The sequence below is a fragment of the Micromonospora sp. NPDC005215 genome (assembly GCF_040607915.1).
Classification (GTDB): domain Bacteria; phylum Actinomycetota; class Actinomycetes; order Mycobacteriales; family Micromonosporaceae; genus Micromonospora.
In genome coordinates, this window is sequence record NZ_JBEXHQ010000086.1 from 1 (window position 1) to 16,069 (window position 16,069).

The following is a 16,069-nucleotide window of genomic DNA, read 5'->3' on the forward strand; positions in this document are numbered from 1 at the left end:
GGCCGGGCGGTGCGGTGGCCGGGCGGTGCGGGGCTGGCCGGGCGGTGCGGTGGCCGGGCGGTGCGGGGCTGGCCGGGCGGTGCGGTGGCCGGCCGGGCGGTGGGCGCCCTGGGCGGTGCGCTGAGTTTCAGGCGGCGTGGCGGTGGATGGGCTGGTGGCGTCGGCGCCCGGCCAGCCGGGTGACCGGAAGGGTGAACGTGGCGATCAGCACGGCGGCGCCGCAGCCGGTGCAGATCAGCTCGGGACAGTCGGTGTCGTGGCCGTCGACGCAGGGCGGCGCCTCGAACGGTGCCACGCCCTCGCAGACCTCGCAGTAGAGCTCGCGGTGCGACACGGGTGTCTCCTTCTCACTCCAGGTGAACCGCCCCGGATGCGACAACGACGCACAACGGAAGCGGAGAACCACTCGCCTGTAGTTTTCCACGCGGGTCCGACAAATCTCCGCTCACCGCTGGCCGGAGGCCCGGCGCAGGCTCGTCGCCGTCCCCGCCGAAGGGGCCACGTGTGATGGTCCACTCGACAGCACTGGAGTCGCACCATCCAGGGCCGGTGACAACATGGATCCAGGGAAGTCGAGTCGATCACGGATCGGACCGTGGCCGTCGGAGGGCGACCGTCTAGACCGGCGCCGGTCCGAGGGCGGCGGCGGTCTTGATCCAGCGGTCCAGGGTCGCGGCGGCCGCGCCCGAGTCGATCGACTCCGCCGCGCGGTCCATGCCGGCGCGGAGCGCCTCGGTCAGGTCGCCGTCGAGCGGACCCTGCGTGGCCAGCGCCGCAGCGGCGTTGACAAGCACCGCGTCCCGGACCGGACCCGTCTCACCGGCCAGCAGACGACGGGCCACAGCGGCGTTGTACGCGGCGTCACCGCCCCGCAGATCCTGGAGGGTGGCCCGGGGCACCCCCAGGTCCGTCGCGTCCAGCACGGCCTCGCGTACGGTGCCGTCCTGGGCCGCCCAGACGCGGGTCGGCGCGGCCGTGGTGAACTCGTCCAGGCCGTCCTCGCCGCGCATCACGATCGCCGAGTCGCCGCGGGCGGCGAACACGCTCGCCATCACCGGGGCCATCCGGGCGTCGAAGCAGCCGACCGCGCCGGAACGGGGGCGGGCCGGGTTGGTCAGCGGGCCGAGGAAGTTGAAGAAGGTGGGCACCCCCACCTCGCGGCGGATCGGGCCGGCGTGCCGCATTCCGGGGTGGAACCGGGCCGCGAAGCAGAACCCGATGCCCGCCTCCTCGACGCAACGGGCCACCTGTTCGGGGCCGAGGTCCAGCGGGATGCCGAGGAACTCCAGCAGGTCGGCCGTGCCGCACAGGGAGGAGGCGGCCCGGTTGCCGTGCTTCACCACGCGTACGCCAGTGCCCGCGACCACCAGCGCGGTCATCGTGGAGATGTTGACCGTGTGGGCGAGGTCACCACCGGTGCCGACCACGTCGAGCGCGGTGCGGCGCAGCTCCTCGGGAAGCACCACCGGAACCGAACGACCCAGCATCGCCTCGACGAGACCGGCCAGCTCAGCCGGGGTCTCGCCCTTGGCGCGCAACGCGATGGCGAAGGCCGCGATCCGCGCCGCGCTCGCCGAACCGGTCATGATCTCGTCCATCGCCCAGGCGGTGTCGGCGGTGGACAGCTCCTCGCCGTGCAGCAGCGAGTTGAGCAGGTGCGGCCAGGTCCGATCGCCCATGGCGGGCCTCCCGAGCGTGCGAAGTGCGGGTGGGCTGGAACGGGCGCCGGCGAATCCGGCGCCGTGACGGTGCCGGAAAGCTGGGGGACGTCAGGCGGGTGCGTGCGTCCGCAGCAGCTCGGCCACCGTGCCGCCGGTGGTCACCGGGTCGAGCGGGTGCACCAGTGTGGCGTCGACCTCGGCGTACGCGGCGAGCCATCGGTCGGCGGCGCGGGCGATCACCAGGCAGGTCGGGGGAGCGTCGTCCCGGTCGTCCTTGATCTGCCGGGCGATGCCGATGCCGCCACCCGGGCTCGCCTCACCATCGAGCAGCAGCAGGTCGATCTCGTAGTCGTCGACAAGCCGGATGGTCTCCGCGTAGGTCGACGCGTCGACGAACTCGATCTGCAGACCGGGCGCGGGCCGGGTGCCGACGGCCATCCGCATCCGATCACGGACCTGCGGGTCGTCGCTGTAGAGCAAGACGGTGCAAAGGCGATCGCTCATGGCTGGACTGACTCCCACCTCGTAGCTGCCCGCCGATCGTACCGGTCGGCGTGACGTAGCCGACATCCCGCCCGGCGTCACGGGTCGGGGCGTACCGTCCGGGCAGCTCAGGCGGGCGCGGCGTCGGCGGCGCGCTCACGGGCCTCCTGGCGGTCCAGCTCGCGGTCGACCCGGCGGGCCTCCCGCTCGGACTGTTTGACCCACTGCACCACCAGCACCGCGAGCATTGTCACACTGACGAACTCGCCACCGGCCCAGAGGATGCCGCCGGCGACCACCTGGTCCGCCCAGGGGTCGGACCAGCTCAGGTTGAGCGACGGGTACCAGTCGCCGCCGAAGAGTGTGGTGCTCTGCATGATGGTGAGGCCGAGCACTGTGTGGAACGGCACCGAGAGCAGCATCAGGAGCGCACGCGCCGGGTACGGCCAGCGGCCGGGCAGCGGGTCGAGGCCCAGCAACGGCCAGAAGAACACGCAGCCGGTCATGATGAAGTGCGCGTGCACCAGCTCGTGCGCCCAGGCGTGTTCGAGGGTGAAGCGGTACAGGTCGCTGAAGTACAACGCGAACGGGTTGACCACGAAGATGGCGAACGCCACCAGCGGGAAGGTGTAGACCCGGGCGACGCGGCTGTGCACGATCGCCAGCAGGCGCTTGCGTGGCCCGACCGGCAAAGTCCGCAGGGCCAGGGTCATCGGCGCGCCCAGCGCCAGGAAGATCGGCGCCACCATGGACAGCACCATGTGCTGGATCATGTGCACGGACAGCAGCGCGGTGTCGTACGCGTGCAGCCCGCTGACCGTGACCAGCGCGATACCGCCCAGCCCGGGGCCGAGGAAGAACACCGTACGGAGGACCGGCCAGCGGTCGCCACGCACGCGCAGCCGGTGCACCCCGTAGAGGTACAGGCCGGCGGCGAGCACCAGGCCGAGGGCCAGCCAGCTGTCCAGCCGGGTCTCGGTCAGCACCGCGCCGACGGTGAACGGCGGCGGGGCCGAGGTGGCGGCGAAGATCGGATCGACGTGCAGCACGCTTTTCAGGCTAGGCCAGGCGAACCGGACCCTGACGCTCGGGCCACGGAAGGCGCAGGTTTGCCACCCCGCTGATCGCCGGCCCCGGTCAGGGGCAATAATGACGGCGTGACTGCGGCCCCAGCCATTGACAAGAGCCGGATCCACTCTCTGACCCGACCGAACATGGTCAGCGTCGGGACGATCGTGTGGCTCTCCAGCGAACTCATGTTCTTCGCGGCGCTGTTCGCGATGTACTTCTCGATCCGCGCGGCTGCGCCGGAGCAGTGGGAGAAGCACACCGAGGCGCTGAACATCCCTTACGCGACCACCTTCACGGTGGTCCTGGTGCTGTCCTCCGTGACCTGCCAGCTCGGCGTCTTCGCGGCGGAGAAGGGCGACGTGCACGCGCTGCGGCGCTGGTTCACCGTCACCTTCGTGATGGGCCTGATCTTCGTGCTCGGCCAGCTGAACGAGTACCGGCACCTGGTCGAGGACGGCATCAAGATCAACGGAGACGGGTACGGGTCGGTGTTCTACCTGACCACCGGCTTCCACGGCCTGCACGTGACCGGCGGTCTGATCGCCTTCATCATCTTCATGGTCCGCACGACCATGGGCCGGTTCACTCCGGCGCAGGCGACCTCGGCGATCGTCGTGTCGTACTACTGGCACTTCGTCGACGTCGTGTGGATCGGGCTGTACGCCATGATCTACTGGCTTCAGTGATCTTGCGCGTCACATTCCGCGCTGCTGCTCCGTCCCCTGAGACAGGTCCAACCGGTTAAGGACACCGCTCATGACTTCTGACAACGACCGCCGACGCGGTCTGCTCGCGCGGTTGCGCGAGCGGCCCGCCGCGCGCAGCAGGGGCCGCCGCCGGCTGGGCGCCGCGGTCCGGCTGATCGCCGCGCTGATGCTCGCCGGCGGCGCCTACACCGTCTTCGCCCCCGGTGCCCAGGCGCAGGACAACCCGCAGCTGACCGGCGCCGCCGCCGAGGGCAAGGCGCTGTTCGACGTGAGCTGTGTGACCTGTCACGGCCGCAACGCCCAGGGTGTCGAGGGTCGCGGGCCGAGCCTGATCGGCGTCGGCGCGGCCTCGGTCGAGTTCCAGGTCAGCTCCGGGCGGATGCCGCTGGCCCGCCAGGAGGCCCAGGCGCACCGCAAGCCCCCGCTCTTCACCGACGAGCAGACCCGTCAGCTCGCCCAGTACATCCAGGAGTTGGGCGGCGGCCCGGTCGTGCCCGCCGGCGACGACCTCCGCGAGGACGGCAACGTCGCGTCCGGTGGTGAGCTGTTCCGGATCAACTGCTCGCAGTGTCACGCGTTCGGTGGTGGCGGCGGCGCGCTCTCCTCGGGCAAGTTCGCCCCCAGCCTGCACCCCGCTACCGACCGCCAGATCTACGCGGCGATGTTGAGCGGCCCACAGAACATGCCGGTGTTCGGCGACAACCAGCTTCGGCCAGAGCAGAAGGCCGACATCATCGCCTACATCCAGGAGACGCTGAAGCACGACCAGGACCCGGGCGGGTTCAACCTCGGGCGGTACGGCCCCTCCACCGAGGGCCTGGCGATCTTCCTGATCGGCATCGTGGCGCTCGTCTTCGCCAGCCTGTGGATTGCGGGCAAGTCGTGACCGAGCGGATACTCCTAATCAGCGCTGTGGTGCCGCTTGGCGCCACCCGTAGCGAGGTGACGGCATGAGCACCCACACCGAGCACCAGGCCCCACAGGGCCGGGAGCCGCTCGACGTGAACGACCCCAAGCTGACCCGGTTCGACATCGTTCGTGAGGGCGCGCGTCGGGACGACATCGAAATCGTCCACTACGAGCCGCAGGTGCTTCCCGGCACCAAGGCGGAGCGTCGGCTGACCCGGGTGGTCGCCGGCTTCTTCCTGATCACCGGTCTGGCCGCGACCGCCTTCCTGGCCATCTACATCTGGTGGCCGTGGCAGTACGAGCCGGGCCGTGGCGGCGACAAGTGGTACACCCCGCTGCTGGGCGCCACCCTCGGCATCGCCCTGCTGGCCGTCGGCTTCGGCATCCTGACCTGGGGCAAGAAGTTGTTGCCCAAGGAGGTCTCGATCCAGGACCGGCACGAGGGGCAGGTGGACTCCGAAGGCCGCACCATCACCGGTCAGACCATGCTCTACATGGCGGACGAGCTGGGCGTGAAGCGTCGCCCGCTGCTCGGCATCTCGCTGCTGGCCGGTCTCGCGCCGGTCGCCGCGGTCGTCGCCGCGCCGCTGGTCGGCGGTCTGATCTCCCAGCCGCACAAGAACAACCAGATGTTCACCACCGGGTTCGCCGCGGCCGATGGCGGCGAGCGGATCCGCCTGGTGCGCGAGGACGGCCGGCCGGTCCGCCCGGCGGACATCAGCGCCGGTGGCCAGGTGACCGTCTTCCCCGGCATCGACCACGGCGTGAGCAACCGACACGCGGACTCGCCGACGCTGCTGATCCACCTCCGGGACTCCGACGCGCAGGAGTCGCGTCGGGCCAACGAGAGGATCGGCCACGGCGACTACATGTGGGGCAACTACGCGGCCTTCTCCAAGGTCTGCACGCACGCCGGCTGCCCGGCCAGCCTGTACGAGCAGCAGACCAACCGGCTGCTCTGCCCGTGCCACCAGTCCCAGTTCCTGATCACCAGGAACGCCGAGCCGGTCTTCGGCCCGGCCAGCCGGCGGTTGCCACAGCTGCCGATCGAGGTGGACTCCGAGGGTTTCTTCGTGGCGAAGTCCGACTACACCGAGACCGTTGGGCCTGACTTCTGGGAGCGGCCATGAAGCGTCGAAAGTTTGACCTTGCGGCGACACCGGGCAAGGCCGCGGTGGGAGTGGACGACCGCTTCGCGGTGGCCACCCCGCTGCGCAAGCTGCTGAACAAGGTCTTCCCGGACCACTGGTCCTTCCTGCTCGGTGAGATCGCGCTGTTCTCGTTCGTCGTGCTGCTGCTGACCGGTGTGTTCCTCACCTTCTTCTTCGAGCCGGCGATGACCGAGGTGGTCTACGACGGCAGCTACGCGCCGTTGCAGGGCACCCCGATGTCCGCCGCCTACGCCTCCAGCCTGGACATCTCGTTCGACGTCCGGGGCGGTCTGGTGATGCGCCAGATGCACCACTGGGCGGCGTTGCTGTTCATGGCCGCGATCGTCGTGCACATGCTGCGGGTCTTCTTCACCGGTGCCTTCCGCAAGCCGCGCGAGACCAACTGGATCATCGGTTCGCTGCTGTTCTGGGTCGGCTTCCTGGCCGGCTTCACCGGCTACTCGCTGCCGGACGACGGCCTGTCCGGCACCGGTCTGCGGATCGCCTCGGCGATCATGCTGTCCATCCCGGTGATCGGCTCCTGGCTCACCTCGTCGATCTTCGGTGGCGAGTTCCCGGGCACGATCATCATCAGCCGGTTCTTCATCGCCCACGTGCTGCTCATCCCGGGTCTGCTGCTCGCGTTGATCAGCGTCCACCTGGGCCTGGTCTTCAAGCAGAAGCACACCCAGTGGCCCGGCCCCGGCCGGACCAACAACAACGTGGTCGGCGAGCGGATGTTCCCGCGGTACGCGCTGAAGCAGGGCGGCTTCTTCATGATCGTCTTCGGCGTCATCGCGCTGATGGGCGGTCTGTTCCAGATCAACCCGATCTGGCTGTTCGGCCCGTACGAGGCGTGGGTGGTCTCGGCCGCCAGCCAGCCCGACTGGTACGTCATGTTCCTCGACGGGTCGACCCGACTCATGCCGGCCTGGGAGATCACGATCCCGATCGGTGACGAGTACGTCATCCCGCCGCTGTTCTGGCCGACGGTCGTACTGCCCGGCATCCTGGTGGGCCTGTCGACGATGTACCCGTTCCTGGAAGCCCGGCACCTCAAGGACCGCAAGAGCCACAACCTGCTCCAGCGGCCCCGCGACGTCCCGGCTCGGACCGCTGTGGGTGCCATGGCCGTCGCGTTCTACGTCGTCCTGACGCTCTCCGGCGCCAACGACGTGATCGCCGACAAGTTCCAGATCAGTTTGAACGCGATGACCTGGGCGGGCCGGATCGGTCTGCTGGTGGTCCCGCCGCTGGCGTACTACGTCACGTACCGGCTCTGCCTGGGCCTTCAGCAGCACGACCGGGAGGTGCTGGCGCACGGCGTGGAGACCGGCATCATCCGGCGACTGCCGGACGGTCGGTTCGTCGAGGTGCACCAGCCGCTCAGCGCGTCGAACGGACACGCGGACGGCCACGGCGAGCTGGAGTACGTCGGCTGGGTCGTGCCGAAGAAGATGAACCGGCTGGGGGCGCTCGGCCCGGCCATCCGGGGCTTCTTCTACCCGATCGAGAAGCCGGTCGAGGCGCCGGTCTCGCCGGGGCACCCGCCGGTCGAGGCCCGGCCCGAGCGCGAGGAGATCGGCAGCGGCGAGAGCCGCCGCTGACCCGCCCGAACGCACCGTAACGTGGCGCCCGCCGGATTCCGGCGGGCGCCACGTCGTATCCGCACCCCCCGCCCCATCCGGCCAGGAGTCGGACGGCCACGGCGGGACCGGTCGACCCCGCGCGACGGGCGATCGCAGGAATAACCCCGGTGAGCCGGGTATCCGAGCGGTCCAACGTCTCAAGGGGGGGAAGCATGTTGGGTATCAAACGCCTCGGCCTGTTGGCCGCGCTGGTACTGGTCGGGGTCGCGCCGGCTGCGGCCGCGCAGGCCGCGGCACAGCCGTCGACGCAGGACACCCAGTACCTGCAGGCGGTACACCAGGTCAACCTGTTCGAAATCACCGCCGGTGACCTGGCCCAGCAGAAGGGTCAGGACCAGGGGGTGAAGGACCTGGGCGCGATGCTGAAGACCGACCACACCCAGCTGGACCAGACGGTGCAGCAGACCGCGTCCCAGCTCGGGGTGGAACTGCCGAACGAGCCCAGCGCCGATCAGCAGGCGGTCCTCGACAAGTTGAACAACGCCAGCGGCGCGGAGTTCGACAGGCTCTGGGTGACCAGTGAGCTGGCCGGCCACGTCCAGGCCATCCAGGCCACCCAGACGGAGATCTCGCAGGGCTCCGAGCAGTCGGTGGTCCAGTTGGCCCAGACGGCCCTGCCGACGCTGCAGGCGCACTATGACGAGCTTGTGCAGCTCGCCAACAAGCTCGGCATCCCGGTTCCGCAGACCAGCGCCAGCGGTACGCCCAGCCCGGGCGGCACTGGCACCGAGTCCCCGGCTCCGGGTGGCACCGGCACCGAGTCGCCGGCTCCGGGTGGCGGCACCGAGTCCCCGGCTCCGGGTGGCGGCACCACCGAAGCGCCGGCTCCCAGCATGAGCTGACGTAGCGACAGCAGACGGCCGGTCCACCCCGCACGGGTGGACCGGCCGCCGTGCGTGCGCTGGTCAGTCGGCGCTGGACAGGCCGATCGCGAACGCCTCCTCCAGGTCGTGCTGGGAGTAAGCCCGGAACGCGATGTGCGACTCGGTGTTGAGCACGCCCGGCACCTTGGAGATGCTGCCGGCGATGACCTGGGCGATCTGGTCGAACTCGCGGACCCGGACGATGGCGATGAGGTCGACGTGCCCGGCCACCGAGTAGACCTCGCTGACGCCGGAGAGGCTGGCAAGGGTCTCCGCCACCTCGGGGATCGCGTCGGTGGCACAGTCGATCAGCACGATGGCGGTGATCACGGGACATTTCTCCGTTCGTCGGCGTCGTCGCCCATGCTAGATGTTCCGGCCCGGCCCGGAGGTTGCGGTGGCGGGCACGGTCAGGTCGTTCCCGGCCCGGATCACGTCCCGCAGCCGTTCGCCGTCGCGCACGGTCGCGCCCGGCCACACCACCGTGCGGCACACGTCGCCGTCCACCCGCGCGCCCGCGCCGACCACCGACTCCACACAGCGACCGGTCACCGTGGCGGTTGGGGCGACGAGGGCGCTGCCATTCGCGGCGTGCAGGTTGGCCGCCAGGTAGTCGGCGGGGGTGCCAGTGTCGTAGAAGGTGCCCGGGTAGGGCACCACCTCCAGCGCACCCGCCGCCTCCGCCGGTCGCCAGAGGGCGCGGACCAGGTCGGAGAAGACGACAGGCAGATCGCGGACGAGCCGCCAGGGCAGCAGCGAGAAGCCGGTGAAGCAGTGCCCGTCGAAGGTGCCCGGTGCCGCCGGGTCCGCGGCGGGCTGACCGAGCAGGCGTACCGTGCGCCCGTCCCACCCGTCGAGCAGGGCGGCCACGTCCGGGCCCGGCGGAGCGGCCGGGTCGGCGAGGTACGCGTCGGCGTTGCCGACCAGCACCGGCCGCCCGTCGATCCAGTCCCGCAGGTTGGCCACCCCACCCGCGGTGCCCAGCGGGTCGCCCGGCTCGACGGACAGGTGTGCGCGGTCGCCGACGTGCGCGACCACCTGGTCGCCGAGATAGCAGGCGTTCACCGCGACCCGGGCGGGGCCGACCAGGCCGAGCCCCGCGACCCGGGCCAACGCCCGATCCAGCAGCGGGACGTTGCCCACCGGGCAGAGCGCCTTGGGCACCCGTTCGGTGAGCGGGCGCAACCGGGTGCCCTCGCCGGCGGCGAGCACCACCGCGCACAGCTCCGCCGGCACGGACGCCGTGCCGGTCACGGCAGGTCGTCGGGTATCGGGGGCGGGAACTGCCCGGCCAGCGGCCCGATGTCGTAGTAGGCCAGCAGCCGGGCGGTCGGCCAGGTCAGCTTGGGCAGGTCGTCCAGTGGGTGCCACGCGGCCTCGAAGACCTCCGCGCCGTCGACCACCAGTTCGGTGCCGGACGCCGGCACCTCCGCCTCGAAGACCATGTCCACCCAGCCCTTGGCGTGCACTATCGCGTTCGGCACGGCCGGACGTAGCCGGGACGGGGGGAGTCGGATGCCGGATTCCTCGAACAGCTCGCGGGCCGCGCCCACCACCGGGGCCTCGCCGCGGTCCAGGAGGCCGGCGGGCAGCGACCAGCCCTTGCCGGGCGGCTGGCGCAGCATCAGCAGCCGTCCCGCGCCCGGCGCCTCGGAATCGCGGACCAGGGTGACCGCACCGACGATGTACTTCGGCATCGCCAGCTTGACCAGGCGCCGCCGCACCGGCAGCGGCAGCCGGTAGAAAGCCTGGTAGAAGATGGCCCGACCGGTGGCGCGGGAACGGGGGATCATGACCCCAGGCTAGTGGTCACGAATGTCCCTCGGACGCGCTGGGCCCGCCCGGTTACTGTCGATGGTCGACCAGGTCGATGAGCTGGCGTACCACGGTGTCCGGTTCGATCGCCCGGTCGAAGACCGCGACCAGCAGGGTCTCCAGGTCGGGATAACCCAACTCCTCGGAGAGGCGCAACAGCGGCAGGTCACTGGCGAGGCCCCGGTTGTGCTGCCGCAGGGTGAGCCCGATGGTGGCCCGACCGAGACGGACCTTGTCGCTGATCGTGATGCCCGGCTCGGTGTGCTCGGCGAACCACCTGTTGATCTGCATCTGCGCGTGCGGCGACTTGACGAAGCTCAACCACTCCCGGCGGGGGCCGCGCGAGGCGACACCGGCCTCGAACCCGTTGTCGCCCTCGTTCTCGGTGAAGATCTCCACCACGTCGCCCTCGTCCAGCTCCGAACTCAGCGGGGCCAGCCGCCCGTTGATCCGCGCGGCTAGACAGTGGTCGCCCCGCTCGTTGCTTAGCTCGTACGCGAGGTCGACCGGGGTGGCGCCGCCCGGCAACACGACCTGCCGCCCGTCGGCGAAGACCTGGATCTGGCCCTCGGCGAGGTCGCAGCGCAGCGACTCGAGGAACTGCGCCGGGTCGGCGGCGGCCGGCTCCCAGTCGAGCACCCGGCGCAGCCAGTCCAACTGCTCGGCGCGGGCCGCGCTGCTGCTCCCCGAGTGGGGAAAGCGGAAGTCGGCGGCGATGCCGTACTCGGCGGAGCGGTGCATCTCCTCGGTGCGGATCAACACCTCCACCGTGCGGTCCTGCGGGCCGCAGACGCTGGTGTGCAACGAGCGGTAGAGGTTGTTCTTCGGTGAGGCGATGAAGTCCTTGAAACGGCCGGGCATGGGTCGCCAGGTGCCGTGGATCGCGCCCAGCGCGGCGTAGCAGTCGGTGGCCGGCCCGTCGACCACCACCACGATGCGGGGCAGGTCGAACGGGGCGGTGTGCCCGCCGGCGATGGTGTCCTTCCAGATCGAGTAGAGGTGCCGGGGGCGGGGGCTCACCTCGGCGTCGACCCGGCTGCGCTTCAGCGCGACCCGGGCACGGGCGACCACCGCGTCGAGGTACGCGTCCCAGCCCGGCCGGTCGTGCACGTGCCGGGCCAGCCGGGCGTGCTCGTCCGGCTCCAGGTGCAGCAGCACCACGTCGTCCAGCTCGCGCTTGAGGGTCTGGATGCCCAGCCGGTCACAGAGCGGGACCAGCACCTCCTGGGTCTTGCGGGCGATGCGTTCCCGCGACGACGCGGAGCGCACCCCGAGGGTGCGCATGTTGTGCAGCCGATCGGCCAGTTTGATGATCAACACTCGGACGTCCTTGGCGGCCGCCACGATCATCTTGCGGATCGTCTCCGCCTCGGCGGCCTTGCCGTAGAACGCCTTGTCGAACTTGGTCACCCCGTCGACCAGGTGGGCCACCTCGCCGCCGAAGTCCTCAGAGAGCGCCTGGAGGGTGTAGCGGGTGTCCTCCACGGTGTCGTGCAGCAGCGCCGCGACCAGAGTGGTGGTGTCCATCCCCAGCTCGGCGCAGATCTGCGCCACTGCGAGTGGGTGGGTGATGTACGGCTCACCGCTCTTGCGGAACTGCCCGCGGTGCATGTTTTCCGCGATCGTGTACGCACGCCGCAGCACCGCGGGGTCGGTGCCGGCGTGGATGCCCCGGTGGGTGCGAACCAGTTGGGTGACCGGGTCGGAGTCGGTGGTCGGCCAGCTGAGCAACGACCGCAGTCGGCGGGCGAGCGGCAGCTCAACCGGCTGTGTCGGCAGGGCGCCCCCCAGGGCGGCGCCGTGTCCGGCGTCGACGTCCACGAGGGACACCTCCTCACCCCGGCTCCGCGACGCCGTGACCCGGCGGCGGGAGCAGGCCCACGAATCGGGCAGGACTGCACTTCTCTAACAGCCTAAGCGAGTCGACGTAGTCCGATCGGTCAGTTGGTCATGAGCGTTCGGTCGAGAGTTGGTGGGACGCGCCGTTCTCGGCCTTCGCCAGCAGGTCACGGAACCGCCCCGCGCCTCCCACCGGGGAGGACCAACCGGAGGACATCTCGACCAGACGGGTCTCCGGTCGTTCCAACCAGGACAGGATCCGCTCGGACTCCTCGGCGGTCGCCGCCGGCACCGGGCCGTGCCCGCCCGCCACCGTCTCGGCAGTGGCCCGGATGGCGGCCAGCGTGGGTCGCGGGTGCACGCCGGGCGGGGACACCCCCGCGCCGGCCAGCCGGCCGTGCCGCACCAGCGCCAGCTCCCAGCCGCCCCGGGCGGCCGGCCGGGCCGCCGCCAACTCGACGATCCCGGTCAGCGCGGCCAGCCGCTGCATCCGCACGGTGGCCCGCAGCACCGCGGCCAGCCGGGACCGCACCACAGCGGCCTCCTCGTAGCGCTGGTCGGCCGAGAGCACGTCGATCCGGGCGAGCAGCGCGTCCACCACCGGCTGGGGGTCGCTGGTCGTGGCGGTGCGGAAGGGCCGGGCCGCGCTGTCGTTGTACTCCTCGGGGGTGATCCTGTGCTCGCAGGGTGCCGGGCAGCGACCCAGCTCGGCCAGCGCGCAGGCCGGCGTGACGGTGCGCAGCGAGAGCCGGTGCGTGCACTGGCGCAGCGGCACGGCGTCGTGGAAACCGGCGGCGGCCAGCTCCGCGGCTCGCCGGGAGGTGAACGGCCCGAGGTACGCGGTGTCGGTGGGGGAGAGGTCGCGGACGATCGAGAGCCGAGGATAGGGACCGTCGGTCAGCTTGAGCCAGACCATCCGTTCCGGATATTTCGACCGCCGGTTGTACGGCGGGGCGTGCGCGGCGATCAGGCGCAGCTCGCGGACCTCGGCCTCCAACGAGTGGGCGCACTCCACCGCCTCGACCCGTTCGGCCGCCGCGAGCATCTCGGAGATCCGAGCCCGCTTCTCGCCGGCCGTGAAGTAGCTGCGCACCCGGGTGGCGATGTCGACGGAGGTGCCCACGTAGAGCGGACGGTCGTCGGCCGCCCGGAAGATGTAGACCCCGGGGACCTTGGGCAGCCCCTCCGCCAGGTGCCGTTTGCGACGTTGTGTCGGGGTGACCGCCCGGGCGAACTCGATGGCGTCGCCGACCGTGTCCACCCGGTGCCCGCCGAGCCGACCGATCAGCCCGTGCAGCACGTCGACGGTGGCCTTCGCGTCGTCCAGGGCCCGGTGGGTGGGCTGGGTGGCGGTGCGGAAGTAGGCGGCCAGGGTGCCCAGCTTGCGGTTGGGCACCTCGTCGCGGGTCAGCACCCGGCGGGCCAACGCCGCCGTGTCCAGCACCCGGGGGTTGGGCCAGCGGTAGCCGTGCTTCACGCAGGCCGCCTTCAGGAAGCCCACGTCGTAGGGGGCGTTGTGGGCCACCAGCACCGCGTCGGCGATGAACTCCAGGAAACTCGGCAGCACCTGCTCGATCGGCGGCGCCGGCACCAGCATCGCCTGGGTGATGCCGGTCAGCACGGTGATGAACGGTGGGATCGGCTGCCCCGGGTTGACCAGGGTGGCCAGCACCCCCAACTGCTCACCGCCGCGCACCCGGATCGCGCCGATCTCGGTGATGCCACCGCCGTCCGGCGCACCGCCGGTGGTCTCCAGGTCGACCACCACGAAGGTGGTCGCGTAGAGCGGCAGCGCCGGGTCCACCCCGCCCACCGCCGGGTCGAGACCGGCCAGTGACTCCTGGACGTACTCCGCCTGTGCCATCGGCGGCACGCTAGCGCGCCGGTCCGACACTCCCGTCGCAGCCGTCTCACCAGTCACCATGGGGCTAGGATGAGAGATCGGCTCACTCACCGGGCGGTGGGCCCGGCCGCGGTGGGAGACTTGCCACATGCCCCTCACCGAGCCGTCCGACGACCACCTCCCGCAGGAGGATCTGGTCGCGCTCGACGGTGCCGCGGGCAACCCGGACGACAACGTAGTCAGCGCGACATCTGGCGCATCCGACGCGACGGCGGCGGGCGACGGCGGGGCTGGCGAGCCGGAGCCGACGCTGCCCGAGCCGGTCCGGCAGCGGATCGTGACGCTGACCGCCGCGGTGCTGCCCACCCTGCCCGCCGACGAGGTGCCGGTGCCGCTGCGTCGGGTGGCCAAGTTCGCCCCGAACCGGCGGGCCCGGCTCGGCGCGCCGGTCATCGCCGCCCAGCTCACCGCCGATCCGCTGTTCCGGCAGCGGATCACCGCCCGGGTCCTGGCCGACGCCGGCGACCTCGGGGCCGCCGTCGTCGAGGGCACCGCGCCCGCCGCCGCCGACCCGGTCGAGGTCGCCGCGCTGGCCTACCTGGCCCGGCCGCGCGGCTGGCGGGAGCTGATCGACGCCAGCGGTGCCGCCGTGCGCGCCGAGGCGGACAGCGCGGTCGTCGCCGAGCTGGTCCGGGAGGCCGAGCAGCGGGCCACCCGCGCCGAACACGACCGGGCGGTGGCCCGGGTCGAGGCGGAGAAGCTGCGCGACGAGCTGGCCCGCGTCCGGGAGGAGCTGGGTCAGCTCCGTGAGGAGTCCCGGCAGGTCGCCCGCACCCTCCGGGAGACCCAGGCCCGCGAGCGCAAGGCCACCGAGCTGCTGGCCACCGAGCGTGGCCGGGCCGCGCGCGCCAGCGCCGACGTCGACGCCGAGCTGCGCCGCGCCCGCGCCCGACTGGCCGAGGCGGAGGCCGCCGCCGGGGTGGCCCGGACCAGCGCCAAGGAAGCCCGCTCGGTCGACGACGCACGGCTCTGGCTGCTGTTGGAGACCATCGGCCAGGCCGCCGTCGGGCTGCGCCGCGAGCTGGCGCTCGACCCGGTCGACAAACTCCCCGCCGACTTCGTCGCCGACGCGTTCGCCGAGCAGCCAAGCACCGCTCCGGCCAGCCCCGCCGCGCGGGCCCGCGACACCGACGACCCGGCTCGACTCGACCAACTGCTCGCTCTGCCCCGGGCGCACCTGGTGGTGGACGGCTACAACGTCACCAAGCGCGGCTTCGGCGAGATGTCCCTGGAGCAGCAGCGCAAACGCCTGATCACCGGGCTGGGCGGGATCGCCGCGCAGACCGGCGACGAGGTCACCGTGGTCTTCGACGGTGCCGAGCGGATGCACGGGCTGCCGCCGGCGCCGCGCGGCGTACGGGTGCTCTTCTCCCGCAAGGGCGAGACCGCCGACGAGCTGATCCGGCGGCTGGTCCGCGCCGAGCCCGCGGGTCGGCCGGTGGTGGTGGTCTCGTCCGACCGCGAGGTCGCCGACGGGGTACGCCGGCACGGCGCCTACCCGCTGGGCGCCGACTCGCTGCTGCGCCGGCTCGCCCGCTCCTAGACGAGTAAGTCCTCATTGAGTCAGTGGTCGTCGGTGATCAGGGACCTGGTCAGGGGTTGTCCGGTGGTGTGGTTGTGGCAGATCGCGGCGGTCATGGCGAGTAGGCGCTGAGCGATGCGGGCACGAACGCCTTCGATGGTGCGGCCGCCCGATCGAGTTCGGCGGAGATATGACTCTTGTCCGCGATGATCAGCTGACCCGGGCGGGTCTGCGTGAGATCAGGATTCATCAACACCCTTCGTCTATGTCCAGAGACCGGGTAGTCAGGACCTACTCGTCCAGACGAGTAAGTCCCCACTCAAGACGAGGCTGCGGACGCAGCGAAGGGCCGCTCGCCATCCGCTGTGGCTGCCCGCCATCTCGATGTGCTGGTGAGCGAGTTGGCGTCCGACGATCAAGCTGGGCTGGCGGGAGCTTGCCGGTCCCGAGGAGGCCGGCGGGGCGCTCTTCGACCTCGGCGCCCACCTGGTCGACC

At 71.3% G+C, this 16,069-nt stretch carries 16 protein-coding genes; 6 read left to right on the top strand and 10 right to left on the bottom strand.

Annotated elements, in window-relative coordinates; genetic code table 11:
- Positions 1 to 127: 127 nt before the first annotated feature.
- The 4 genes from ABZU25_RS33660 to ABZU25_RS33675 form a co-directional block, all read right to left on the bottom strand.
- Entirely contained in the window at positions 128 to 334 is a 207-nt protein-coding gene (locus ABZU25_RS33660) for a hypothetical protein (protein WP_355033401.1), read from the bottom strand.
- A 283-nt stretch (positions 335 to 617) separates the two neighbouring features.
- Entirely contained in the window at positions 618 to 1,679 is a 1,062-nt protein-coding gene (gene trpD / locus ABZU25_RS33665; RefSeq protein ID WP_355033402.1) for an anthranilate phosphoribosyltransferase, read from the bottom strand.
- A 90-nt stretch (positions 1,680 to 1,769) separates the two neighbouring features.
- The gene (locus tag ABZU25_RS33670) at positions 1,770 to 2,165 is read right to left on the bottom strand and encodes a hypothetical protein (protein WP_145779657.1); all 396 of its coding nucleotides are present in this window, start codon (positions 2,163 to 2,165) and stop codon (positions 1,770 to 1,772) included.
- Positions 2,166 to 2,272: 107 nt separating this feature from the next.
- Entirely contained in the window at positions 2,273 to 3,202 is a 930-nt protein-coding gene (locus tag ABZU25_RS33675) for a cytochrome c oxidase assembly protein (protein WP_355033414.1), read from the bottom strand.
- 99 nt (positions 3,203 to 3,301) lie between these two features.
- On the opposite strand from ABZU25_RS33675, the gene ABZU25_RS33680 reads away from it, so the two are divergent.
- From ABZU25_RS33680 to ABZU25_RS33700, 5 genes are all read left to right on the top strand, one after another.
- The gene (locus tag ABZU25_RS33680; RefSeq protein WP_355033403.1) at positions 3,302 to 3,901 is read left to right on the top strand and encodes a heme-copper oxidase subunit III; all 600 of its coding nucleotides are present in this window, start codon (positions 3,302 to 3,304) and stop codon (positions 3,899 to 3,901) included.
- 70 nt (positions 3,902 to 3,971) lie between these two features.
- Entirely contained in the window at positions 3,972 to 4,808 is an 837-nt protein-coding gene (locus tag ABZU25_RS33685; protein ID WP_355033404.1) for a cytochrome c, read from the top strand.
- A gap of 64 nt (positions 4,809 to 4,872) precedes the next feature.
- The gene (locus tag ABZU25_RS33690) at positions 4,873 to 5,961 is read left to right on the top strand and encodes a Rieske 2Fe-2S domain-containing protein (protein WP_355033405.1); all 1,089 of its coding nucleotides are present in this window, start codon (positions 4,873 to 4,875) and stop codon (positions 5,959 to 5,961) included.
- Entirely contained in the window at positions 5,958 to 7,589 is a 1,632-nt protein-coding gene (locus ABZU25_RS33695; protein ID WP_355033406.1) for a cytochrome b N-terminal domain-containing protein, read from the top strand. Before ABZU25_RS33690 ends, ABZU25_RS33695 begins: the two co-directional genes overlap by 4 nt.
- A 194-nt stretch (positions 7,590 to 7,783) precedes the next feature.
- A complete protein-coding gene (locus ABZU25_RS33700; protein WP_355033407.1) occupies positions 7,784 to 8,473 on the top strand; it encodes a DUF4142 domain-containing protein in 690 nt (229 codons plus the stop codon).
- A 63-nt stretch (positions 8,474 to 8,536) separates the two neighbouring features.
- Here ABZU25_RS33700 and ABZU25_RS33705 read toward each other — a convergent pair whose 3' ends face one another.
- The 5 genes from ABZU25_RS33705 to ABZU25_RS33725 all read right to left on the bottom strand — a co-directional run bounded on the left by ABZU25_RS33705 (position 8,537) and on the right by ABZU25_RS33725 (position 14,012).
- Positions 8,537 to 8,824, bottom strand: coding sequence for an Lrp/AsnC ligand binding domain-containing protein (locus ABZU25_RS33705; RefSeq protein ID WP_355033408.1), 288 nt, complete (start codon positions 8,822 to 8,824; stop codon positions 8,537 to 8,539).
- 36 nt (positions 8,825 to 8,860) lie between these two features.
- Positions 8,861 to 9,748, bottom strand: a complete 888-nt coding sequence (locus tag ABZU25_RS33710; RefSeq protein WP_355033409.1) for a sugar phosphate nucleotidyltransferase — start codon at positions 9,746 to 9,748, stop codon at positions 8,861 to 8,863.
- A complete protein-coding gene (locus ABZU25_RS33715; protein ID WP_355033410.1) occupies positions 9,745 to 10,287 on the bottom strand; it encodes an NUDIX domain-containing protein in 543 nt (180 codons plus the stop codon). The genes ABZU25_RS33710 and ABZU25_RS33715 overlap by 4 nt, the downstream gene beginning before the upstream one ends.
- Positions 10,288 to 10,339: 52 nt before the next feature.
- Entirely contained in the window at positions 10,340 to 12,130 is a 1,791-nt protein-coding gene (locus ABZU25_RS33720) for an HD domain-containing protein (RefSeq protein WP_355033415.1), read from the bottom strand.
- Between the two features lie 127 nt (positions 12,131 to 12,257).
- Positions 12,258 to 14,012, bottom strand: coding sequence for a DEDD exonuclease domain-containing protein (locus tag ABZU25_RS33725; protein WP_355033411.1), 1,755 nt, complete (start codon positions 14,010 to 14,012; stop codon positions 12,258 to 12,260).
- A 127-nt stretch (positions 14,013 to 14,139) separates the two neighbouring features.
- Between ABZU25_RS33725 and ABZU25_RS33730 the strand changes: the two genes are divergently transcribed.
- Positions 14,140 to 15,594, top strand: coding sequence for an NYN domain-containing protein (locus ABZU25_RS33730; protein ID WP_355033412.1), 1,455 nt, complete (start codon positions 14,140 to 14,142; stop codon positions 15,592 to 15,594).
- Positions 15,595 to 15,685: 91 nt separating this feature from the next.
- Here ABZU25_RS33730 and ABZU25_RS33735 read toward each other — a convergent pair whose 3' ends face one another.
- Positions 15,686 to 15,823 carry a hypothetical protein gene (locus ABZU25_RS33735; RefSeq protein ID WP_355033413.1) on the bottom strand — a complete coding sequence of 46 codons (138 nt, stop codon included), beginning with the start codon at positions 15,821 to 15,823 and terminating at the stop codon, positions 15,686 to 15,688.
- Positions 15,824 to 16,069 lie beyond the last annotated feature (246 nt).